15 protein-coding genes are annotated in these 24,711 nt (G+C 38.5%); 7 read left to right on the top strand and 8 right to left on the bottom strand.

Annotated features, from left to right (window positions below):
- Positions 1–82: 82 nt before the first annotated feature.
- Both HBN50_RS04355 and HBN50_RS04360 read left to right on the top strand, forming a co-directional pair.
- Positions 83–2,275: a glutamine synthetase III family protein gene (locus HBN50_RS04355; RefSeq protein ID WP_273868235.1), complete on the top strand. Its 2,193-nt coding sequence runs from the start codon at positions 83–85 to the stop codon at positions 2,273–2,275.
- A gap of 98 nt (positions 2,276–2,373) precedes the next feature.
- Complete coding sequence (locus HBN50_RS04360) at positions 2,374–3,690, top strand: hypothetical protein (RefSeq protein WP_273868237.1); 1,317 nt, start codon at positions 2,374–2,376, stop codon at positions 3,688–3,690.
- Here the strand turns inward: HBN50_RS04360 and HBN50_RS04365 are convergent.
- A complete protein-coding gene (locus HBN50_RS04365) occupies positions 3,687–4,967 on the bottom strand; it encodes a methyltransferase (protein ID WP_273868239.1) in 1,281 nt (426 codons plus the stop codon). The genes HBN50_RS04360 and HBN50_RS04365 overlap by 4 nt on opposite strands.
- Before the next feature lie 96 nt (positions 4,968–5,063).
- Between HBN50_RS04365 and murD the strand changes: the two genes are divergently transcribed.
- Positions 5,064–6,407, top strand: coding sequence for a UDP-N-acetylmuramoyl-L-alanine--D-glutamate ligase (murD, locus tag HBN50_RS04370; protein ID WP_273868241.1), 1,344 nt, complete (start codon positions 5,064–5,066; stop codon positions 6,405–6,407).
- Here murD and HBN50_RS04375 read toward each other — a convergent pair.
- The gene (locus HBN50_RS04375) at positions 6,404–6,544 is read right to left on the bottom strand and encodes a hypothetical protein (RefSeq protein ID WP_273868243.1); all 141 of its coding nucleotides are present in this window, start codon (positions 6,542–6,544) and stop codon (positions 6,404–6,406) included. The genes murD and HBN50_RS04375 overlap by 4 nt on opposite strands.
- Positions 6,545–6,595: 51 nt before the next feature.
- On the opposite strand from HBN50_RS04375, the gene HBN50_RS04380 reads away from it, so the two are divergent.
- A complete protein-coding gene (locus HBN50_RS04380; RefSeq protein ID WP_273868245.1) occupies positions 6,596–8,341 on the top strand; it encodes a M24 family metallopeptidase in 1,746 nt (581 codons plus the stop codon).
- A 5-nt stretch (positions 8,342–8,346) separates the two neighbouring features.
- Here HBN50_RS04380 and HBN50_RS04385 read toward each other — a convergent pair whose 3' ends face one another.
- Both HBN50_RS04385 and HBN50_RS04390 read right to left on the bottom strand, forming a co-directional pair.
- Positions 8,347–9,129 carry a matrixin family metalloprotease gene (locus HBN50_RS04385; protein WP_273868246.1) on the bottom strand — a complete coding sequence of 261 codons (783 nt, stop codon included), beginning with the start codon at positions 9,127–9,129 and terminating at the stop codon, positions 8,347–8,349.
- Positions 9,126–9,743: a hypothetical protein gene (locus HBN50_RS04390; protein ID WP_273868248.1), complete on the bottom strand. Its 618-nt coding sequence runs from the start codon at positions 9,741–9,743 to the stop codon at positions 9,126–9,128. Before HBN50_RS04390 ends, HBN50_RS04385 begins: the two co-directional genes overlap by 4 nt.
- A gap of 101 nt (positions 9,744–9,844) precedes the next feature.
- On the opposite strand from HBN50_RS04390, the gene HBN50_RS04395 reads away from it, so the two are divergent.
- Complete coding sequence (locus tag HBN50_RS04395) at positions 9,845–10,957, top strand: aminotransferase class V-fold PLP-dependent enzyme (protein WP_273868249.1); 1,113 nt, start codon at positions 9,845–9,847, stop codon at positions 10,955–10,957.
- 1 nt (position 10,958) lies between these two features.
- Here the strand turns inward: HBN50_RS04395 and HBN50_RS04400 are convergent, their stop codons facing one another.
- The 3 genes from HBN50_RS04400 to HBN50_RS04410 all read right to left on the bottom strand — a co-directional run bounded on the left by HBN50_RS04400 (position 10,959) and on the right by HBN50_RS04410 (position 16,987).
- A complete protein-coding gene (locus HBN50_RS04400; protein WP_273868251.1) occupies positions 10,959–11,492 on the bottom strand; it encodes a hypothetical protein in 534 nt (177 codons plus the stop codon).
- Between the two features lie 14 nt (positions 11,493–11,506).
- Positions 11,507–13,816: a hypothetical protein gene (locus HBN50_RS04405; RefSeq protein WP_273868252.1), complete on the bottom strand. Its 2,310-nt coding sequence runs from the start codon at positions 13,814–13,816 to the stop codon at positions 11,507–11,509.
- A 78-nt stretch (positions 13,817–13,894) separates the two neighbouring features.
- A complete protein-coding gene (locus tag HBN50_RS04410) occupies positions 13,895–16,987 on the bottom strand; it encodes a hypothetical protein (RefSeq protein WP_273868253.1) in 3,093 nt (1,030 codons plus the stop codon).
- Between the two features lie 303 nt (positions 16,988–17,290).
- Between HBN50_RS04410 and HBN50_RS04415 the strand changes: the two genes are divergently transcribed.
- Both HBN50_RS04415 and HBN50_RS04420 read left to right on the top strand, forming a co-directional pair.
- A complete protein-coding gene (locus HBN50_RS04415; protein ID WP_273868254.1) occupies positions 17,291–18,835 on the top strand; it encodes a hypothetical protein in 1,545 nt (514 codons plus the stop codon).
- Positions 18,836–19,654: an undecaprenyl-diphosphate phosphatase gene (locus HBN50_RS04420; RefSeq protein ID WP_273868255.1), complete on the top strand. Its 819-nt coding sequence runs from the start codon at positions 18,836–18,838 to the stop codon at positions 19,652–19,654.
- Between the two features lie 21 nt (positions 19,655–19,675).
- Here the strand turns inward: HBN50_RS04420 and HBN50_RS04425 are convergent, their stop codons facing one another.
- Positions 19,676–24,586 (bottom strand): hypothetical protein, encoded by a 4,911-nt coding sequence (locus HBN50_RS04425; RefSeq protein WP_273868256.1) that lies wholly within the window; start codon positions 24,584–24,586, stop codon positions 19,676–19,678.
- Between the last annotated feature and the right edge of the window lie 125 nt (positions 24,587–24,711).

Below are 24,711 nucleotides of genomic sequence, written 5' to 3' on the forward strand. Positions count from 1 at the left end.
TAGTGGACACTGGGACCTGTGTTTCTTATCATTTAAACAATAAAATTTTTCTATAGCAGACAAAAAAGTTTAAGGAGAAACAATGTCTAGTGAAAACCTTCGTAGTATTGCCAAAACAATTGCCATTGATAGGGAAGAGCGTTTTTTTGATCGTCCAGTAGATCAAAATGGGAATTACAAACGCATTAGTGAGTATTACGGGGAAAATGTTTTTCACTTTTCTGATGCTCACGGAATTCCTGAAAATATTAGAAAGGAACTTGAAGAAGTTTCTCAGACAGGAAAGAAGCTCAAGCGAGAGCATGCTGATATCGTAGCTAAAGCTGTAACAGAGTGGGCCCTTTCAAAAGGTGCAACTCACTTTTGTCACTGGTTTCAACCCTTAACGGGATCAACTGCTGAAAAGCATGATGCATTCTTAGACTTTGATCATCATGGACTCCCTATTGAGAACCTCTCAGCATCACAACTAATTCAAGGTGAACCAGATGCTTCAAGTTTTCCAAACGGTGGTTCGAGAGCTACTTTTGAAGCTCGCGGATACACGGCCTGGGACATGACATCACCGATGTTTCTGATCGAAGGACAAAGTGGAAAGACTCTTTGTATTCCAACGGCCTTTGTTTCTTATCATGGTGATGCTCTTGATATTAAAACTCCACTTTTAAGATCTATTTCAAATCTCTCTGATCTTGCCTGTGAGTTTATGCAGATTATTGGTTTTGAAGAGACAAAAAGAGTGAGCGTCACTTGTGGTGCTGAACAAGAGTATTTTCTCATCGACAAGGCCTTCTATTTTTCTCGCCCAGATTTAGTGATGACAGGACGTGCTCTTGTCGGTGCTGATGCTAAGAAGAACCAGCAGCTCGATGATCACTATTTTGGGGCCATTCCTGAGAGAGTTTTAAACTTCATGGAGGAACTCGATCTTGAGCTTCATAAGCTGGGAATTCCTGCTAAGACTCGTCACAATGAAGTCGCTCCTGGACAATTTGAACTTGCCCAAATTTTTAGAGAGGCCAATATTGCAGCTGATAACAATCAACTTGTCATGGCGACGATTAAAGAAGTGGCCCTTCGTCACAACTTTATCGCTCTTTTACATGAAAAGCCTTTTGCTGGTATTAATGGTTCTGGTAAGCACTTAAATTGGTCTATGGCCACAGATCAAGGAGTGAATCTTCTTGAGCCTGGTGCTGAAGTTCACAACAATATGCGCTTTTTGGCCGTAACAAGTATTGTAGTAGAAGCAGTTAAAAGAAGAGCAAAGCTTCTTCGTGCTTCCATTGCCTCTGCAGGTAACGATCACCGTCTAGGTGCCAATGAAGCTCCTCCAAGTATTATGTCTGTTTTTCTTGGTGATACGATTGGAAAGATTTTTACTTCCATTAAAGAAGGTAAAGATATTGAAAAAGATGTTGCCGTTACTCTCGATATGGGAGCGAAACAACTTGTTCACCTTCCAAAAGATAATACAGATAGAAATAGGACATCTCCTTTTGCCTTTACGGGAAATAAATTTGAATTTCGCGCCGTTGGTTCGGCCAAGGCGATTGGACTTCCTCTTTGTATTTTGAACTCAGCTGTTGCAGAAGTTTTCGTTGAGTCCAATGCTTTTTTAAAAGAAGAAATCGCGAAGGGAACTGATGTTGAAAAGGCCCTCTTAAAACTAACTAAGAAATGGACTGATTCGGCCAGTGAAGTTATTTTCAATGGCGATGGATACTCTGATGACTGGGTTCAAGAAGCTGCTAAGAGAGGTCTTCCTAATCTTAGAACGACAGCTGATGCTCTCGATGTTTTTATCGATGCATCTGAGACGAAGTACTTAAGAGAAGCAAAGATCTTGAGTGATTCTGAACTTCAGACTCGTTATCATGTCCTTGTAGAGAGATACTGTACTTTAAGAGCAATTGAATTTGATACACAACTTTCCCTTGTTCATAAGTATATTATCCCTGCGGCACTTGAGTATAAAAAGCAAGTGGCCGAGACGATTCGCATGCAAAAAGACTTAGGTTTTGATACGAATATTGAACACGATATTCTTAAGTCACTCAATCTTGCCTGTGAAAGTCTTTTTGAAAATGCTCGCAATCTTAAAAATATGATCAACGATCAACCTGAAGAGGGAATTGAAAGAGCAAGAAAAATTGCTAATGAGCTCTACCCAATGAGTGAAAAGATCGCTGGTTATTGTAATGAACTCGAAGAAATCATTCCTGATAAGCTTTGGGAACTACCAACTTTCTATGACATGCTTTATTTAAGATAAGATATTTCTGTGACCGAGTGTTTTGCTCGGTCACATTCTTCTCAATGATTCATTTCAAATACCGATCATATGTATAAGAAATTACATATGAGGGTTCTATGAAATATATACTTCTTTTCATCGCATTAATCACAAACACCATGGCCGTGGAAACTTATAAAAAGCATCTCGATCGCCTTTCTTCTAAGTTCTATGGAGAGTTTGTCGATCACATGGCCAATACATATAGCTTTGGATACATTCTTTTAAAAAATAATCATCATAAATTTGATAAGCTTAGCGAAGTCTTCACTAACGAAAAGAGAAGGCAAGACTTTCAAAAAGTTTTGAGTAAGATGAAAGTGAGCTCTCTTCCAAGACCTCTTTTTCATAAGCGTGGAATTGCTTTTAAGACTAAAGATCAAACACTTCTTATGACACCTGAAGGATTTGTCTATGGGTTTGTCATTTGGAATGGAAAAAAAGTCTTTGTTGATGATAGGAATCCAAATTTTGAGAGTTCTATTCAATCACTTGTTAAACAGTCTGTTATTAAAAAGAAAGAAGCGACTCGAGAGTTTAGCTTTTTAGAGTTTGTGAATCCAATCGATTCTGCCCATGCTAATTATAAAACAATTAACGATCAATCATTAATTATGGCGATCCTTACAGAGTTTTTCTATAAGGATTACTTTGTTTACTCTGTACCAGGGGGAAGATTTAGAGAAGCACTCTCTACAGAATTGTTAGAAAAACATGATCCAAGCATTGAGCAGATTGCAAACTATGGTGTAGATAAATACGGCGAAAGAGAATTTCGTTTCATGCTTAGAAAAAATATTAACCTCATCTATGAAAAGGCAAAGTATCTTGGTGATGCTTGCGAAGATATCAAGCGTTTCATTGAAAATGGGGCAGACCCAGATAATGATCCTGCTATTCAAATTGAAAGTATTACGCTTAACAAAAAAATACGTCTGACAGATCGCTTTATCCATATGTGGCTTCACTTTTCTTCTGGAAAGGGAGTCGATGCAAAACAATGGGAAGAGGATAAGAAGACTTATAACCATTTGATGAAGCAATTTCTCCTCTTTGATGTGAACTGGGAAAATAAAAATGATCTCTCTTGTAAAGACCTAGAGGAAAGACACCCCGCAAGGATTGTCGAAAATAAAAAGAAATTTGAAAAGAATGATATGACAAAGGTCGATCTAGGAGTGAAGGTTGCTAAAAATAAAGAGATCTATGATTTCAATCCTTGTCGCCATTTAAAGCGACTTGCAAAATGCATCGATGAGCTTGATCAAAAAGATAATCGTCGTGTACTTGAGAGTCTCTCTCGTCAAACGAGGCGCAAAGATGGTTACTTGCAAAGAAATGCGCCAGAACTAGAGCAGTTTTGGGAATATGGCGGTTATGGTGAAAATCGCTAGGAAGGTTCACTTTTTCTTAGAGAGAAAAGACCAATATTTCTAGGTGAGACGACTTCATCAAAAAATTGTTTTAATTCAACTTCTTGATCGTGTTCTTGTAAATATAGAGCACGATCTATGAGTAAGTAAAATTCAACGACTCGACCAATTTGCCAACGAATAACATTGCAAAGAAACATCTCTTCTAAAGTTTCTTTTATGTCTTCTCTTTCAAGAAAATGATTAATGTACTCTTCATCGTAAGAGCAAGTGAGTCCAATTTCTTTATATTTTGAACGTAAGTAATCACTAAAAGGTCCCTTGTAGAGCTTTACGTGAGCTTCTCCAACGGAGAGAAAGTCACCTGTTTGCTCATGCTCTAAGAGAAACAGATGAAGTCCATAGCGATACTTCTTAACTGTTCTTTTAAGGCGAAATTCTTCTAAGTCCATGACACAGTGACCACGAGTGGCAAGAGTCAGAGCAAATTGATTAAAGGCAAGCGGGTTCTTCTTTGCGAATTCGCTGATATTGACATCGAGCAAAGGATCGAGCTTATTGTAGCAACATCCAAAATTTAGAAGTCCCTTTGTTTGAAATTTTAAATTTGTTTTCATGTGACCAATGGCAAGTGGGCCACAAGTGTGAAGGCCAAGAGAGATCGCTTCTTTAGAAAATACCTTTTCTAATATTTGATTATCTTTTTCATCTTTTAAATCGGCACCAAAGAACATGTTAATGAATGAAAGTTCCTTGGCGCCCTCTGGTCTAGGGTATTTATTCATGCGCTTTTTTCCAAGATCTTGGAACGTTTTATTGGCATCAAGGCTAATGGTTTCTATTCCAAAATAGTGGGACAAAACACGAGCGAGGTGACCAACTCCTCCTCCAATATCAACTAAGTGAGAAAAGCCCTCTTTTTTTTTAAGATGAGTAATCCATTCACCAATCTTTAAAATCTCATAGCGCTTTTTGAATTTAACTTTATTAAAGGCCCAGTCGGGAAGTTCTTTTGGGTTGTCGAGTTTTTCAAAATCAAGGGCGGTGAGTTCTTTTATTCTCTTAAGCCAGCTTCCCATGGGATGATCTTTTAAGACTTCGGGATTACCAAAAGTGTCGACCTGATAAAGTTCTTCTTCTGAGAGTTCTTTGAGTTTATCAAGCCATGATTTCTCATAGCGAGATTGATAGGCCGGATAGTCATTAAGTATTTCAAAGCGGCTCAAATGATCGTGATCACCGAGAAATTCTCTGATTTCTTTAAACTGTTCACTGTATTTGAGCTTTTTGCTGTCCATTTTTCGCCTATCGTTCTTAATTGGGAAGACACGTTGTCTTCCTCTTAGTATGCTATACATCGATTTTAAAAGTTAGAAAACAGTGTGTGGTAATTTATGGCAAAGAAAATAGCAGTGTTTGGATTAGGAAAATCAGGTCTTTCGGCCATGAAGCTTCTCAGTCACTTAAAAGATCAAGTATTTTTAGTTAATCGAGGTCAGTTCGAAACTTGGCCTGATCGCGAAGAAATTGAAAAATACGTCGATCAAAGTCATTGTCTTTCCCAAGAAGATCCAGATACGGCCAATCTTTTAACGACTATGGATGAGATTATTTTAAGCCCTGGTATAGCACGGGAACACGAGATTTTACGAGCTGCCCTTGATAGGGGTGTTAGTGTCATTAACGAGATTGAGCTGGCCCTTCGCTATTTAAGTGCTCCGGTTATCGCGGTAACAGGAACCAATGGCAAGACGACAACTGTCAGTCTCATTCAAGAGATGATGGAAAAAAGCGGAATCAATTCGTTTTTAGGAGGCAATATTGGTGTCCCTCTTAGCGATCATGCCCTTGCCGTTTTAAAGGGAGAAAATCAGGCCAGCGTTTTGGTTTTAGAGTTATCAAGCTTTCAGCTTGAAAGTCTTCCTTCTTTAGCGCCAAAGGCCGCGTGTATTCTCAACATCTATCCTAATCATGGTGAGCGATATACATCTACTGATGACTATACTTTGGCCAAATTAAATATCTATAAAAAGATGGATTCCATGAGCACTCTCTATCTTCCTAAAGATGATGAATATCTAAGTAGGCTCGCACAAAATATTCCCTGCCAAAGTGTTACTTTATCAACGAGAGAATCTCATGTGCTTGATTGTTTGAAAGAATACGACTTAAGCGGTTTTAAACTCCTTGGTGAGCACAATCTTTCTAATCTGATGTTTGCTACTTCTCTTGCCAAAGAGGCGGGAGCGACAAAGGAGGGGATTCAAGCTGCAATGAATAGTTTTTGTGGTGTTGAGTATCGTCTTGAGTACTTAGAGACTGGGCTTGATTGCACAATCTATAACGATGCTAAGAGCACGAATTGGGATGCCACACTTGTGGCACTTAAGTCTTTTGAAAAAAGATCTGCACCTCTTCATCTTATTTTGGGGGGGGCCTTGAGAGGGCGTGGTGATGAGATTGCTCCGTATTTTGAAGAAATCGAAAAGGCCTGTGATAAAGTTTATTTAATTGGGCAGGCCGCAAAGACTTTGAATCAAGAAATTTCTCTTAGGGATAAACACTCGCTTGAAATTGAGGTTTGTGAAAACTTAAAAGAGGTCTATGATAGGGTTGTTGATAGCGGTTATAAAGGGGATTTACTCTTTTCTCCGGCCTTTCCATCATTTGATCAATACGCGAATTATATTGAGAGAGGAAAGGATTTTAGAGCTATTTTTTCAGGAAAAAATGACTAATAGCTCTCGTGAACTTTAACTTCAGATGTGGCAATAGATCTCTTGGCCTCTGGAGTTCTAAATGGATCGGCGATTGCAATTTTAAAGACAAATAAACCTAGGATGATTCCGACAATTTTAAGATAAGCTACTTTCATATTCCCTCCTTAAAGAGCTATCGGTAAGTCCTTAAAAAAACTGAAGAGAGAATGAATATGAATCTATCACCGGAAAAAATTAAAAAGAACTACGAACTTCTTTCATCATTTATGAAAGAGAATGATCTCGATGTTTTCTACATTTCGAGTTTCGATAACTTTTTAAATGAATATGTTCCAACAGAAGAGTGTCATCGTTACTACTACACGGGCTTTACGGGATCAATGGCCGAGCTTTTAGTTGTGGCCTCTCATTTTGATAGTGCTGGAGTGAAACTCTTTGTGGATGGTCGCTATCACGAACAGGCCGATAAAGAAGTAGATTCAAGTTATTGCCATGTTCAAAAGTGCCCTTTTCATCCCGATATTGCCGTTTATATGGAAAATCTTTTAAAAGAGCTGCAAGAGATTAAGGGAGGCGCTCTCAATATTGGTATCGAGCGTGAGAGAACGAGTCTTGGACTGTATGAATCTCATTTTCTAAACCATAACGTTTCGGCTTTTGAGAGTCATCGTATAGGAGAGTTCGTTGGATATAAGGCCTATCCAATTGATCAGGCAGGGTCTTTATTGGATGAAGGGCTAGGGCTAAGCTCATTTGAACAAAAGAGAGAGAGAGTTCTTAAGAAAGATCAGGCCTTGTTTATTAATGCAATTGATGGCCTTTCATGGCTTCTCAATATCCGCGCCTATCAGTTGCCAAATCAAAGCTCTCTTGCGGCCAAGGCCTTTGTTACTAATGAAAAGGTTACATTATTTGTTGATGACATGAGTTATGTAGATGAATCGATTCTTTCTAAGTATGAAGTGATTCTAAGTGCGAAAGCATCAATGGAGACGTTTTTTAAAAGTCAGGAGAATGTAAAAGAGGTCCTCTTTGATCCCAATCAAACTTCTTTTGGCGATTTTGAGATCTTAAAGGATTTCTTTGGAGATAAATTACATAAGCAGGTTAATCTTCTTACTCGTTTTTCTAGCATTAAAGAAGAAGCGGAGCTTAAGTTGATTAAAGAAGCCTTTGAATCGGGAGACACCGCCATTTTTAATGCCCTTAATGAAATTTACTCTCTCTATGAAGCAAACGAGAAGGTAAGCGAAAAACAGGCCTATGATATCGTTGGACGCTCTTATGAAAACGAGGGCTCAAAGGCCCAGAGTTTTAAAACCATTTCTGCCGCTGGACCAAATGGCTCAATCATGCACTACTCAGTTCCTTCGAGTGAAGCATTTTTAACGAAGGGTGAGTTGTATTTACTGGATTCTGGAGGCTACTTTAGGGCCGGATTTGCAACAGATACAACGCGCACAATCCTTCTTGGAGAAAGTGCAACAGCTAAGCAAAAAGAAATTTATACACTCGTTCTCAAGGGTCTTCTTCAAGTTCAAAATGCCATTTTTCCACAAGGGACTCTCGGTTCACAAATTGATGCTTTGGCAAGAAGCGCCATGTGGGCCAAAGGTTATGACTATGCCCATGGAACGGGACATGGTGTAGGGGTCAATGTTCACGAAGGTTGTTTTAGACTTTCTCCAACTTCGCTAATTCCTCTTAAGGCCAATCAAGTTGGTTCAATTGAGCCTGGTATTTATATTCCAGGTTATGGAGGGGTTCGCCTTGAAAATATCGCCATCGTCAAAAAACATCCTGAGTTTGAGGGGATGTTATGCTTTGAAAATTTAGTTTGGATTGGCTTTGACCATAAGTTGATTGATCGCTCAATTATGACTGAACAAGAGTTAATTTGGCTCGATGAATATGAAAATGAATGCCTTAGACGAAAGAGGTCTTTCGTCTAAGATTGCTAGTATGTTTTCTTAATGGCCTTAGAGCTTAAAGTTCCTAGGGCCATAATGAGCAGAAGAAAGAGAAGCGGAAACTTTCCTGGGCCCGACTTTGGAGGAGTGTTCTTTGATACATCGATTGTTGAACAAAAGCCTGCAAATGGTTGCTCTTTAGGGTACAGATAACTAATTCCATCAATATCATCCCAACCAAGCTTTTCTCTTGATGAAGAACTCTCAGCATGCATGAGGTTGTCTTTATATTCAGAGTGGCCAAGTCCTAAGGCATGACCAATTTCATGTGAGACGACACTAATTTTTTCGTCCATAGAGAGGTCTTTAAAGGCACTTGAACTTGTATCATTCACTAAAACAATTGCACCAATAATTGTTTTTCCACTCGTGTTATTGGGTATTGCTTTTGCTAAGATAGAGCCACTTGAAAAGTTTGTCGTATTATCATTACATGAGACAAGAATATTATCACTGACAACAAGATCACTATTAATCTCGCAAGTATCACCTGTATTTGTACAAAGAGAGTCATCGTGAAATTTACTATCAACCGTTTTCATCCCACCGTTGACAAGCTTTAGCTTACTCGTTGGGACGGTATTCCAAAACCGATTCCCCGCCTCAGTAATGACATAGTCCCAGTCACTTTGAGTGAGAGAAACTTCATTGCAATTATCGGCATAATAGACTTTCACTTCTTCATTATCAAAAGTCGCTGCAAGGTTGTTATTGAGCGTATAGGCTTTGGCCGAAAAGGGTATCAGAAGGAGGAGAAGGAGATGAATCATAATTTAAACTCTATTTTTCCAAAGTGATAGTTGATCGAAAGAACATAATTCCATGATCGAGAAAGCTCATCTGTAAGATTGAGAATGTGGGCATCAAAATTAGCGCTATAAGTATCCGTGACATGAGCGCGAAGGCCAATGGTTGTCAAGAGGTTTTGGCTTGTACTTGATCCCTCTGGTATTGGGAAATCACTGTAGCCATCTCCATTTTGAAGCCTTTTCGTTCCACCATCTGAACTTAGATTGACCCAATAGAAACCTGTACCAAGGCTTAGTGCTAGAAACTTATAGTGGTAGGCGATTTTTGCAAGAAGATTGAAGCTCCACTTCTTAGTATTGGGGTCTCTTCCTTCGTGAGGAAGGGTTAAACCAAATTCAGGTTCAAAAGCAAAGTTTGTCTCATAGAGATTCAAGCGCATTCCCGTTAGAAAATAGGGATTGAAATCAAAGCTCTCCGTCTTTCCACTTTCATCGACTTGGACATGACCGACTAGTTCGGTAAGGTTGCCGATTCCTAAAAAGAAATCGTCTATATAAGGAGGACCCTTTTTAGCAAAGCTCGAAGAACATAGCGAAAAAAGGCCGATAATAATGGCTAATTTTAGTTTTTTCATAGTGCTAAATATTGTTTCAATTATACAAGATATTGACAACTTTTTTGTTTATCAATGGAGTCATCGGGCCTAAAATAGGGGCATTAACAAAGGAACTCACTATGTTTGAAAACTTTAATGTACCAAATGAATTAACTCCAAGTGATCCACGCTTTGGCTGTGGGCCATCACTTCTTCCTGTAGAATATGTTCAATCACTTTTAGAAACAGGACCTCATTTACTAGGAACGAGTCATAGAAAAGGGCCTTTCAAAAAAATCGTAAAAGAAATTCAAGAAGGACTTAAGAGTTATTTTAATGTTCCTGAGGATTATGAAGTTGTCATTGGAAATGGGGGAGCAACATTTCTCTTTGATATGATTGGTCTTGGAATGGTTGATAAGAAGATTACTCATTACACTTGTGGAGAGTTTTCTTCGAAATGGTTTAAGTCATCAAAACTCATTCCTTGGATTGAGCAAAAAGAAATTAACGTCGACTATGGACAGGGTGTTGTTTATGAAGATCATTCAGACTCTGATGTGGTAGCCGTTACTTTAAATGAAACATCAACTGGAGTACAACTTGATTCTCTTCCACAGGTAAATGATGACCAGCTTCTAGCCGTTGATGCTACTAGTGGTGCAGGGCAAGTTCCTTGTGATGTTTCTAAATGTGATATCTTCTTTTTCTCTCCTCAAAAGGTTTTTGCTAGTGAAGGTGGGACTTTTGTCGCGATTCTTTCTCCTAAAGCAATTGCTCGTAGTGAAAAAGTTCAAGAGCAAGATCGCTACATTCCAGAAATCATGAGCTGGAAGCTTGCTATTGATAACAACAGAAAGCATTCAACATATAATACGCCATCAATTAGCACATTGTTTTTTCTAAATGAGCAAGTTAAGGCCATGAATGTTTTAGGTCTTGATCGTGTTATTGAACTTTCTAGGGAAAAGGCCGATGTTCTATATAATTGGGCAAAGGAAAAAGACTACCTCGATCTCTATGTTAAAGATGAGAAGTTTCGCTCTCTTGCTGTAGCGACAATTGATGTTGATGATAAGTATCCTGCAGAGGATCTCTGTAAGAGGCTAGCTGATTTAAAGATTGCTTATGGTATTGATGCCTACAGAAAGCTTGGACGCAACCAATTTAGAATCGCTCTTTTTCATAACGTTAAAAAAGATGATCTTGTTAAACTTACAAAGATTATCAGCTTAGCGATCGAATCAAATTAAATTATAAGTCGAGATCTTCTTTCTTATGATCTTTGATCATGGGTTCAAACTTTGTTTGGGCCCATGTTTCAACAACTTTGCCATCTGTTCCTACAAGTGCTTCATAGCTATGGCGAAGGCCACCTTCTTTATTGACTTCAATAACAACATGTCTAAGTGAAACAAATTTCTTTCGAATTAACTTTTTGATTTTTGACTTTTCTCTAATAAAAATTTGAGTGTCTTCTTTTTCAAATCTAAGAAGAGTTTTCGCTAAATCTTTTTTCCACTGAGGGGCCGCTTTAATTGTCGTTGGTACACTGGCAATCGAGCGAGAAGCTTCATTTTGTTGATTAGCAACTTGTGGAAGTTCTTCCTTTTTCATCTTCTTTTGAAGGCGAGGTGGAACATAAATGGATGTGAAATCTTTTGATTTTGTTTTTTTCAGTCCGTGCCAAGTCATATTATTTTTTTCATGTTTTTGTCCGTCATCATATACTTTGTAAATGATGGCGGCCGAGAATAGAAAAAAACATAGAATCGCAACTCTTTTCATTGTTTAACCCTGTATTAGTCAAGAACTGTAAATTGAAAGTTGATCACTTTAAAGGGATCATCTTCCATATAATGTGAGTCCTTCAGATCATTATTCCCATCATCGTGACAATCAGAACAATTTGTGAAGCTTACTCTTAATCGGCAATTAAACGTCGTTCCATGAGGAATATGAGGAGAAACTTCCATAAAGATGAGATTTCCAGTATCTAGCAGCGGACTACCGTCTGATCTTTTAAATACTTCTGCCCACGTTTTATTAGGCTCAATCTTTGAATACCATGCCTGATCAACACCTCGTGGGATACGAATGTAACAGCTCTTTGTATCGCTTGGATCAAGACACTTGCTTTCATCGAGACCATGGTTTTCTCTAAAGTCCTCTTGTGAGGCCCAACGTGTTTCTGATTCTTCATTGAGTTGAACCATACAACTAGGGTAGAGCTTGTAGTCGAGAAAATCAGCATTGTCTGATGAGCTTGGATTCATTTCATCAAATGTTAAATCAGCGCAGCTATTGTTTTGATCAAGATCACTTGCCGTGGCACCTGTTGATTTAGGAAAATTATCGATGTTACAGGGTCTCGGAGCTGCCGGAGATTGAGTTGTGTCCTTATAAAAATGGGCCCAATCACTAGCGACCACACGTACACCAGAAACGATGGAATTCGAATTATTGAAAAGATTTAAATGGATTCCAACAAATTCACCTGGAGATATTTTTCCATTACCATTGTTGTAGCCAAGAACATCATCTATTTGTGGAGAAATAGATGTAATTTTTCCCGATGAGAGAAATGATGTAAGAACGTTATAGAGGGATGACTGTTTATCAGAAACATAGAAGCCATTCTTTCCAAGTCTATCGTCAATCTTAATAACACTCTTGCTGACAAGTTCCGTTTTTTTCCTGTTGGCAAGAGTTACCTTGGTATCAGTCAGACCCGTTCCATTCTCTCCATTCATTGACTCGTTGAAGTTTTTAAAAAGAAGGAGCCCATAGCTATCGAGAAGTTGCTCGAGCGTGTCTTGATAAGTTGCTTTAGTACAGCTTCCCGTTTGTAGGGAGGAAATTGTTCTAAGAATATTTTTACCAAAGGTCTGCGAGAAGCTTCTATAGTCGATTGGCTTAAGCGCATCAACCATAAGCTTACTATAAGTTGAATTTAAGTTAACATGGGTTCCACTTGGATAGTGATCACTACCTTTTGCTGTTAAATCTCCAAGCTCACTGAGAGTTTCGTTGATATTATTCATGACAAATCTTGTGGCCTTATCTAGTGGGATATTACAGGCCGATTCTATACTCTTGGTTTGCGCAACAAGGTAGTGGGACATTATTTGTCCAGCATAGTGAATATCTTCGTAGGAGCTATTTTTATCGTTTGGATCATAATCCAAGTAGGTTGGGTAACTCAAGCGCTCAGAGGTGCTCGTAGAGATTCCCGCTGCATGGAGTGGATCGTCTTCAGACATTGGTCTTGATTGATAAAAAACACGTCCAAGTCCCCATTCACCAATGTGAGTTCTATAGTTCATATAATAACTAAAAAAGTCTGCGATCCCTTCGTTAATAGCACCTGCTTCATCATAGGAAACAACACCAAGATCAGATCGAACAACAAAGCTTGAATCAAGGGCCTGGTAAGCTTGATTTCTCATATTCATCATAATATCAACAAGACCGTGTCCAACCTCGTGATAGATAACAGTATTGTCCTCTGCCAGTTTAAAGTCTGGATAAACGGAACTATAGCCCATGCACAATTCAAATGTGGCGGGTGAAAATGAAGCGTTATTAGCAAAATCACAGTGTGAATAACCCGTTAGAGTTGTATTTTTTTTCCAATAACTTTGAGTTGATTTCAATGTATCAGGAAGAGCTGTTGGGTATTGAAGTCCACCTGAAGCGACTTCAAAATGAGTCTCCATATCTCCTAAGTAACGATCGACAACTCTTTTTATATGACCAAAAGTTTGTACCTGTAAAAACTCATCTGTCGAAGTTGTAAAGGCCCATTTCTTAGTCGTTGATTGAAGAGGGGATTCATTAACATCCATTCTTGCTGACATACAATTTTCAATAAGAAGACAATCTCCTTCAAGAAATTGAGAATCAGAAATAAACTCCTGATCAATGGTTAGATAGCGATCAAGAGATGTATCGACGGCTAAATTATCATTTCCAGAGAGAATGATTGGGTTGTCATCGAGGATTCTTCCATAGCCTGCACTTACAGAGTTTGGAGTGTTACTCACATAGGAATTTGAAGTTCTCTTACCTGAAGTTGCTTGCTGAAAGCAAGACGTAGCAAGAGTCATCAAAAAGATGACTCCTGTTATTTTGTGATAAATGTTAAAAGTCCTTCTCGCGTTTTCTCTATCCATAGAAACCTTGATGTTTTAGCGGCCTTCTGCCGTTGGCGCGCCTGCCAGATTCGAGAGAGAATTTGCAATATCCTCCATCGTCGGAGCTCCTCTGGACTGATCATTTCCTGCGAAACAACCAATTTGATTTGCTCTCTCTCCCAGAGCACTTAACTGTACTTGGAGATCTTCGTTAATAGACGTATCGAACTGTTCATTCATTTGTCTTAGTTCTGCACTACGAATATTTCCTTTTTCTTCATCATATTTATCTTCATAACAATCCATTATCGATGACTTAGAGTCTTTTCCTGAACAGAGGTCGATTGCTTTTAGAATCGCTTTATTGTTGATCTCTGCACACGGGTTTTCATCTTGAGAGATACCTTCAAGATTATCTTTCAAGTAAGTAAGAGCTTCTTTCTTATCTTTATTGTCATCATTATCGTATGAATTGATTTTTTCACTAAACCAGTTAGAGATTGAAGAAGAAGTCGACTTCATTTTAAATCCATTAAGGCTCGTTCTTAAATCTTCTAGGCTCTCCGCTAGGTTTTCATCTTCTAGCGATGGAAGTTCATCACTTTCACCTGAAAGGTACTTCTCGATTCCAGCGAGAGTTTTATCTTCAATATCAAGTGGAAGCTTCGATAGGGAAGAGTTAATTAGATTCTCTTTTACCTTGCTCCAGTTATTTTTCTTTTTAAGACAAATATTAACGAGTGCTGGAAGTTTAGTATCTGAACTTTCTTCAGCTTCTTTTCCAAACCCTTCACAAATGGCCACCATTTGACCATTGATGCTATTCATCTCTCCATTGAGACCAGCATTGAGGATCTTTGTCATGTCGTTAGACATTTGCTTTAGACCATTTCCATTACAAAGTGCGTTTGGACTTTGTTTGGCAAGTGCTCTTGTCGAGTTACAGAAGTTTTGAGCAAGGCCTCTGTTTTCCATTTGCTGCGCAAAGTTCTTTGCATTTCTTGTATTTTCATTTGTGTTATACGTTGTAATATTTGATGTACATGAGTCTTTTAGACCAACCCACTTATTTCTCTCATTAACAAGTGATGCTTCTTGGTCATTGATATACTGATCAACATTAGCAAGGGCCGCTTTACTTTGGTCGGAAACCATTTTCTTGATTTGATTTTCAATAAGTGATGGGAGCTTGTCCATAAACTCTAGAGATCCATTCCCAAGAAGTTTTACTCCTAATTCATTGTTGTCATCGATCTCTGGCATATTAATGAAAAAGTCTTTTGGTAGCTCATAAGCAGCTCCACCAAAGTAATTTTTTAGATAGTCCATATCGGCGATAACTTCATTTTTTATTTGCGCTAATTTCGCTTCTTGCATTACGACAAGAGCACTTAAATTCGCATTGTATTTAGAGGCGAGAACTTCTAGCTCTTTTGTTTTTTGAGCTACAACTTTTTCTGCGCCAGCATAACAAGCTTGTACTTGATTTGAACATGTCGTTGCATTCGCTAGACAGAAACTATCTCCAGCTGGATTGAAAATTTCTCCGTTAGGATCACAAGTTCCCGTTTCAACTGGTCTGTCTTTACAAGTCAGGAGGTCTTCTGTGATATTTGTTGATACCTCAGAAACAAAATTCTTTTGCAGTCTAACTAGGTCTTTAAGATAACCCTTAGCTCTTTCTGTTTTCTCACTATGAGACTCTAGGTTCCCAGATGACTTATCTGCAGTGTATCTTTGCTCACAAGCATCTTTTGCTTGCATAAAGTATTCGTAAGGAAGGGGAGCTCTTGTGTTACCATCAGTCCCTTTGTATTTCATGACAACTTTACCGTTGTTATCAGATTCAAAGGCCTTTAGTTGTTCAATTTTATCGTCCATTGAAATACTGTCGTTATTAAGAATATTTTCAATTCTTACTTTGAATGTATTGATTGTTCCGCTACCTGTTCCTGAACCTGTATAAGTTAAGCTGCTAAGAACTTGATCGAGACTCAGTCCTACATCTCCTGTCACACAGTCTTGGATATAATCATTTTTTAAATTCTTTACGACTTCTTTTTCAAAGTTTTCAATATTTACACTGAAGTGCTTATCCATCGCTGGTAATTTGTAGTCACCAGGAATTGAGTCTTGAGCCTGCTTATAAACTGTCGAAATTTCACTATAGTTTTTCATAACAGCTTCAGTCATTTTCGCTGCAAAAGGATTTGATTTTTTTACAGGAAAAGTACTTGAAAGCGAGGAAATCCCATATTTATTAACTTGTTCAATAATATCGTTGATGGCATCGTTTGCTCTTTTAGTGTAAGCGCCTTTATTTGTTTGAAAATTAACCGCTTGTTGATTATTTTGGGCCATCGAGTTTTTAACACCAAGAAGTCCACCATTCTTTGCTCCTGGAGCAAGCTTTTCTGGTCCAATAATATTTCGACATTCATTAGAAAAGTACTTTGAAAAATCTCTCTGTTTTTCTGCAAGTGACTGACTACCTGAACCTTTACCTGTTAGTTCAGAATTAAGGTCTTGCATTTGTGATTTAATCGCCTTGTTTTGCTCTTTAAAAAGTTGCATGTCTTTTTTTATTTGATCAGCAAGTGCTTGAAGAGAGTTTAATTTGTCTTGAAATCTAGCTTCTAATTTCTTTTTCCCTTCATCAAGACACTGTAGACCTTTAGTGTAAGTGGTGTTCTGTGCTTTTGACATGAGTTGATCAAAGTATCCTTCATAGGCCACTGAAAGCTGTCTGAACATATTGGCCTGGGCCGCATCGGCGTCATTCGTAGGTGTTTCAAGACAAGCACCTTCTGGATAATTTGATTTTGCAGGGGCCACATAACAGAATTGAAAATTTGGATCATTAAAGTATTTTGCAGGAACTGGCTGAGGTGCTTTAAGGCTGCTCATCTGATTTGCAGAGAGATATTGTTGCATACCTTGTTGTCTTAAATTGATAATTTGATTTCCAAGGTATTGAGAGGCCTGTCCAACAACTCCTGCTACTTGAGAAAAAGTGTCGTTTGGCCGCGACTGAGCAAGTGCATTTGGAATGTAAACGCTAGGGAGGATTAAACCCATTGAAGTTGAATAACAAACCAATGAGTGAACTAGCTTTTTCATTGGATTTCCATTTTTTCTCGTTTTCATTCGATCCTCTTTTACTTTATTAAATATTCCAAGATGTTAGACTCATCGGCTAAAACCTTTTCATACTTTATTTTAATAGCTGACCAAAAAACTCCCTATTAAAAGCTGTATATCTTGCCCAATCTTTAGAAAATAGCGCTCATTTAGTACAATAAATCTAAGTATTTCAATGATTTATAGAAGTCGTGGGGAATTGCCCCAAGTTGGAATGAATACAATTTTAGGTGCCATTTATTTGGGCCTTTAAAAAAAGCTTGGCAAGTTTTTAAGGACTTGGCCCAGTGAGCTTGAAGGAAGAAGAAATTGAACAAGTCTCTTGTAACTCGTCGAATTTTTGCTTTTTTTATCGATTTTATAATCGCGGCCCTTGTCATGGGGAGCTTGTTAAATTTCGAGGACTTTAAAAATTTCTTCATAGATATTGAGGCCGTCTTCTCAAAGCAGTTGGTTCTCTTTATTAGTGCTTATTGCTTGAGCTGCTTATTGCGTTTTTATCAAGTTCTCATTTTTAATACTTCTCTTGGCCTTTTACTTAGCGGACTTCAGACAGCGGGATGCGGACCGTTTTTAAGTCGAATTGTTTTGGCCATGAAGTCTCTGTTGTCACCCCTTTTTTTTCTTCTTTTGCCCTTTGATCTTTTCTTTAAAGGTGAGGCCGGCGTGCTAGAGGTCTTTTTTCATCTTCGTTATCAAGAGAGAAAAACACCTTTAATCATGGCCCCCATTAGTTTTGCTTGTTTACTGGTTTTATTACCGGTGAGTTTACTTATGTGGGATCTCGCCATTTTTGATCGCGTGGATGTCTCAAAGGTTGTCTATAAAGCACAGAAACTTACGAATTCAAGTCAGTTCAATCTTTTTAAAACGTATCAATCAAACCTCTTTCACTTTTCTTCTTTTAGTTCCCTTGGAGATGGTCGATTCATTGTCTATCCAAGTTTTCAAATGGAGCAAAAGGAAAAATTTATTAGTTTCTATCCGAAGCTTCAAATATTTGATGATCAGAGAAAGAAAACGGCTCACTTTGAAATTATTGAAAAGAATTTAAAATTAAATGAAATGTTAAAAGAGAGCTTTCATAGTGACCTGTGGCTATCAATGAAATTTCGCCACCTCCAACAATACATTGATAGCGAAAAATCATTAGATGATCTTGCTAAGAAGCAATTACAAAAACTCATTCTGATGGCCATGGAGATGAATAAAACCAATCTCTATGCAGAAATTAAAACTTATGGGCCTTATCCTTATGGAGTCATGCTTCTTAGAAAGAGACTTTTAGATGTTTTTCAAATGGGTGAGCATATTAAATTTGATCTTGTTCATTATGGAGATTCCAAATTTGTTCGCGTCGTAAAAAAATATGTGATGAGTGAATATGAAGATTCTATTCTTCTTCCTATTGCCGCCCTTAAAGTCCCACTTTACAGGTTGAGATGGCCCTTAGAAGGGGAGAAGGCCGTGGGCAAAAAAGAGTTTGAATCTTCACTCTTTGCCTCTTCTAAATGGAAATTTGAGAAATCTGATCAATTTCATTTTCCCGATAACACAGCAGAGATGAATCCGCTGTTTATCCTTGATTATTTTAAGGATAAAAAGCTCAAAGAGAATAAACGTGTTCTTTTTGAGGGCTATGTTTATAGCTATTTTAAAGATGTCGCCAAAGATGCGCTGGAGCGAGGAGATGATATTCTTCGCGATCAATTATATTCAACGCTAGAGATGATCGGAGAGATTGTGAGGCTTAGAAATCGTAAAGAGGAGTATTATTCTCGTGAATTTATGAATAAGCTAAAAAATCTCTTACAGGCCCTTGCTAAAGAGGATCGAAACTACTTTAATATCTAGATGAATTACTTTTGCGCACTGATATATGGGATTGTTCAAGGATTAACAGAGTTTCTTCCTGTTAGTAGTAGTGGACACCTTGCTCTTCTTCCTCATTTTTTAGAGATTAAAGACCCTGGCATCGCCTTTGATTTGGCCATGCATGTTGGGACGGCCTTGGCCATCATGCTATATTTTAAAAAAGAAGTTCTTACTCTGATTAAAGAGTATCTCTTACTTTTTACTTTCAAGAAGTCTTATAAAGATCTTCCTTTTGCGACAAACTTTCTCGTGGCAACTTTTTGTACTTTTGTTACGGCCATGAGTTTTAAGGGGTTGGCCGAAAGCTATGGCCGTTCGGAAACTTTCATTGCTGTAAATCTCATCGTCTTTGGTATTTTGATGGTCATCGTTGATATGTATTGTCGCCAAAATGATGAAGATATCATGTTTAAGGGTGTGAAGCTAAAGCACTCGTTTTGGATCGGCCTTTTGCAAAGTCTCGCCCTCTTTCCCGGGGTCAGTCGATCGGGAATTACCATGACTACGGCGCGCTATTTAAATCTCTCGCGCGATGAAGCTTCAAGGTTTTCATTTCTTCTTTCGTTGCCCTTAATCGTCGGTGGAGCGATCCTAAAGCTTCCAGATCTCTTTTCTGGAGACGGTCAGATTTCTCTTTCTATATCACTCTTTGGTGTCTTTATCGCTTTTGTCGTAGGGATTTTGACGATCCATTACTTTTTAAAAGTCATTAAAAAGATTGGGCTGATCTACTTTGGAGTGTATCGAGTGATCTTGGCCATTGGTGTTCTTTGGCTTAGTTCCAAGGCCCTTGTTTAGAGCTCGGACCCTTTTGGGATCTCAGTTACATGTAAAGACTTGAAGAAAGCTCGTATCGACATCGGCCTGATCTTGAAAATCGATCGGGATACAGTAGAGGTGGTTATTCCATCTTAGGCCTTCATCAAAAAATTGTGCCTGACCTTTGTCATTATTCTCTGTTCCATTTCCATCAATAAAGCGCGAGATTGTAGGATCATTTTCATTGGTCTTACCGGCGACTTTATATTTTCCATAGGCAAGTCCGTAGCCATAAACACCAGATTCACAAGCATCGATTTGACAGGCAAGTGAAAGAGTCGTGCTCACTGAGTTAATGAATCCTGTTGTTTCATCAAATTGCGCACTATTTAAGTCTTTTGCCTCACTAGAGACGTAGCGGTTTAGATAAACAGATACATTTGAATAGTTTTTAAGAGCACACTTATTTGTTTGTGGATCAATATGACCTGTACAACAGAGGTTTTCATCACTGCCTGCTGGCATTTCTGTTCCGGCCGGTTGACAGCATGAGAAGCTATCGGCCGAGAAAACTTTCTTAACGTCACTTATAAAGTTCGTGTTCGCCTCATTTGTATAGTTTGCTGAATAATATCTTTCAGCGCCATCGCTATATTCTTTGGACTTTGTGAAATCCACAAAAGCTGCAGGAGGGGCAGTGCCAGCTAGTCTTGAATTCGTTGGTTGTACGCTACAGTTGAGCTCTTCAAAGGTCTCTGATTTGATCGCCACTTGAGGAATCCCCACAAGTTCCATCGTTCCAAGCCATTTAAGAACTTCGTTGGCCTCATTTTCAGCAATGGATCTGGCAAAGCAATCTGGGTCTGTGATGGCATCAGATCCGCTACAGTTAAATTTAGAAGTGTCTCCTGATCCTGGATTTGGGGCCCAGTTGTAACAACGAAGAGACGACTTATCAAAATTTTGCATTTTATCTGGACCCCATTCATGACCACCACCAATAGATGTGTCAAAATTTCGAATCCAGTTTTCAGAGCAACAAGTTCTACCTGCTGTTTCATCAATTGTATTAAATTGCTTTTTGACAGTTGAAACATCGAGACAGCCACTATCACACTTATTGTCTCTTGCTACTTGCATCGAAGGGTAGTTCGATGGGTCAGTTTGTCTCTTATAGTGACTAACAGCATTTCTTGAATAGCGACTCGAATTATTTAAGTCGATATTAAGACCTGGAATGCTTGTGATATCAATTGATGTGTCATTGTCGGCCACTGACGGGATTGACATCTCTTTTCCCGGAGCTCTACAACAACGGTTAAGAGATTGGTCAAATCCTTCTGCTCCTGGTGAATTTGGCTGAGAGCAAATAAGGGTTTCTTGCCAAAATTTAATCTCATAAGGGTTAAGACTTGTTGTCGTTGTTGGATCAATTGTCAGCGCAGCATTTGAAATAAAATCATTTGCTGCACAGTCAAGGTTAGTGTGACAAGTAGCTCCTGGAGCTCTTAGGCATCTATTTTCTTGAAGAGCTAGAGATGTTATTTGATTGTTATTAAAATCATCTAAAATCTTTTGACCAGAAATTGATTGAATTAGTGCAAGAGAGTTTGTCGGCATTGATTGTGAAGCAGCAATATTTGTTATCTGAGCACTATTGAGTGCTTGATTGTAACTTGTCTCTTGAAAGTTGAGAAGGTTATTTGATTGATCAAAGTTAGCACACATGGATAGGTAATCGGCCCTTTGAATCGATCCCGATTGTGTTACTCCAATTCCAATGACTTTATCTCCATTACTGGCATCAGTAGGGACGTTGTCATTAGTTGATGCGAGTGTGTCAGTAGATAGTCCTGGAGATCGTCCTGGAAGACAGATTCCATTGACAGCATTATTAATTAGGTTTCCATTGGCATAAGTATTAACTTGCTCATCACCTTGGTCTTTATAAGGCCTTCCTAAAATTCGGGCGCCTTTTCCAAAGCTTGAAAGAGTGGTTTCTGCGACATCACTGCTATCATTTTGCTCAACCACACTATAAGGCCAGCGAGCGACTTTATTGTTAAATTTTTTCTGATACTGACCGTCAGCATAGAATTCTTGACAGTAGTAATTTGGCGCACATCCTAAAAGACGCGACTTAGCAGTCTTATTAAAAGTAGAGGCAGCATTTTGACCTGTGTAATCCGCTTGGCAAGGTGCTCCTCGTCCTCTATAAACACAACGCTTAAGACTATCACCACCATAGCTTCCATTTAATAAAAGGAGTTTTTCAAGAACTTGATCCTGAGGAACTTCAATGGCGTTATTGCTAAATCTAGGGTAGAAAGATTGAATATCTGAAACGGATTCACAGACATATTCCCATCCAAGCTTGGCACTACAGTCACTGTCATTATTACAGCTATGTTGGGCCTGGCATTGAGCACCAGTTGTTTCATAGTCTGTTGTTGGCATCGTTGTACTTGGATCTGAAATGATTGAGTCTTTAATCATTACTTGAAAAGAACTCTGAACAGTTAGATCAGAAAAAAATGAGTTGATAGCTAGATAGAGTTTATTTGTTGTCGCTTCAATTCTTCGGGCATTACCAATAGCAAACCAACGAACACCATCAAATGATCCAATCAATGAACCATAGTCAAAACCATACCAATCTCTTTGGTAACCATTGGCAAAGTAGAAGTGTTGGGCCGCAAGGCGCGATTGTCTTTGAATTCTAGAGTCACTCATCGTTGTATGAGACCATGGAATCATTGTCGCTGGAACAAAACAGGCCCTACCAAAAATAAGATCATCCGCTCTATAAGTTTCTGTTGCACTTCGGCTTGTTTCGGTTTCATTTGGCACATAGCCACCACCGTATCCATTAAATGATTGAGGAAAGAGATCGGCGAGTGTTGCAGAGTAGTCATTTCCACAAGTCGTACAATTTGAAAATGTTGCGTTACCAACGATAATATCGTAACTCGTACCCTTTTCAACATCGACAACATGGGCCGGAAGTCCTGTTAATGTGCGATATGAGAAGCTCCCATAAATTTCGTTAAAACCAATATACTTAGTCGTATTATTTGGTAGAAATTTACTTCCATTAGTGTACTCAAATGCTTCGCCTTCTTGGGCGAGAGTTTCATTTGATTGAATATCGGCAAGGAGTAGGTTCTCGCGAGCAACACCTGAGATATCATAATAGCGGTGCGGAGCTGATCGAGTGTCGACGTTCACAACTTCTTGCATCGGAGAAGGATTCGAGTTATCAGGCTGAGTGCAGATATAATCAGTGATGATGCCAAGACTTTCATTATTATTTTTATAAACAGGTTTCAATGAACATTGTAAATCTGTGCATGAGCAGAAGCTATCAATTTGCTCTAGTGCTTGTTGCTTAAGACCGATGATTCCTTGATTGGTTGGAACTGTTAGATCGACGTAGTAATCAATGACAACTTCTTGCTGGTTAAAAACTTTAAGTCCAGTACCGTTGAAGCGAACGATAGAAGGTGATCCAATAATTAAAGTGTATTGGTTACCTGATTGTTGAAGTGTTCCATCTACTCGTACTTCGATTAAGCTTGAGTTATCAGCGTAAATCGGTAATTTAAAGTCATTTGACTCTGGAAAGTGATCTGTGACAATTCCAAGGTTTTGTCCTTGAACATAGGTCTTTTGACAGCGAGCAAGAGCATCGTTAATTTTTTGACAAGAACCATCTACCATATAGCGAACGACAAGAGTGTCATCTTTAATCGTGCTATCTTTTGCTTGTGTCAGTGTTAATTCCTGAGAATTAATAAGATCATCATTTCCAGAAGCAATCGTAACTCCATTAGCTGCCTGAGTACTAGAGAAAAGTGTTTTTCCTTGATAGAGAACTTCTGTCACACTTGTAGTATTTGTTGATACATAAGTTTTAAAACTACGATCATCAGGGTTTGTGTAGAATTTCTTATCACTATCGGCAGAAGCATTTGTAAAGCGCATTGTACAAATACTCATTTCACCAACCTGAGGAGTTGTACATTGATAGAGCTCTTCTAGCATTTCAAGTCGATCTTGGGCGAGTTCATCAGGGTCTTCATCATCAGAAGTATCGTCATCATCACCTGGTGTTGTCGTTCCACAGAGGTTATAGAAATTAGGATAATTTGAAATGTTATTTGGATTTTGACTTATGCTAAAAAGCGCCTGAAGAAATTCAGGAGTCGAAGTGTCGACGCTACTTTTTAAGGTTTTATCGTTAACACACTGACCTTGAATACAACAATCGTAACCAAGAGTTTGACAATTGTCTTCAATTAAACAGCTCACTGAATCTGTTGGTAGCGATGTGGTTTGAATTTTTAGTCTTAAATTTGTAAGCGTAATATTTTCGATCTTCGCACCAGCATAAGAGTAGAGAAGAATCGAGTTCGATGTGAGCGTCGAAGTTTGGCAATTTGTACAAACATCTTGCAATCGATAGACAGGAGTTGTTGAGTAGAGTGCATTAAGTGCTGTAACAATACCTGTTTTTAAGCAAAAGGTCTGATTCGTTTCCTGATCATCGGGCGACATACTATAATAGTATTCTCTCTGATTGGTCCCAAGATTTGTGATGTACTTTGGCCTTGCGGCCATGACAACTAGAGGGTTCGTACTACCTGTAGGGATATAAGCAACAAAACACTGAATCGTATCAGGATTATTTCTTACAAAGTAATCAACTTGTTTCCCTCTAAGAAAAAAGTTTCTCGTCTCTGAGAGAGAAAGAGAAAAAGTATTGTTACTCGTTTGATCTTGATTGGATAAAGAATTCACAGAGTCTGAAAAATCAGGTGTTTCAACAGTATCATCTGTTGAACCTTGTTGTTCACTTGTTTCTGTTGAGCGTTTACTAGATGGAGTTGTTGGTAAACAAGAACTCACTCCAACTGCCACGAGAAGAAGTGCAATAAAACTGAGTTGTGTGAAAATCCCTTTTTGTCTCATAAAATCCTTTTCCACTAACTTTTCGGAATAAATAGCCGAAAATTAAGCATCTCTTAAAGACATGGGATTATTTTACCTCTAATACGAGGTTGAGTGCCTAACTTGCCAGTTAAGTGTATGTAATC

The sequence above is a fragment of the Halobacteriovorax sp. GB3 genome, from assembly GCF_028649655.1.
Classification (GTDB): Bacteria; Bdellovibrionota; Bacteriovoracia; order Bacteriovoracales; family Bacteriovoracaceae; genus BSW11-IV.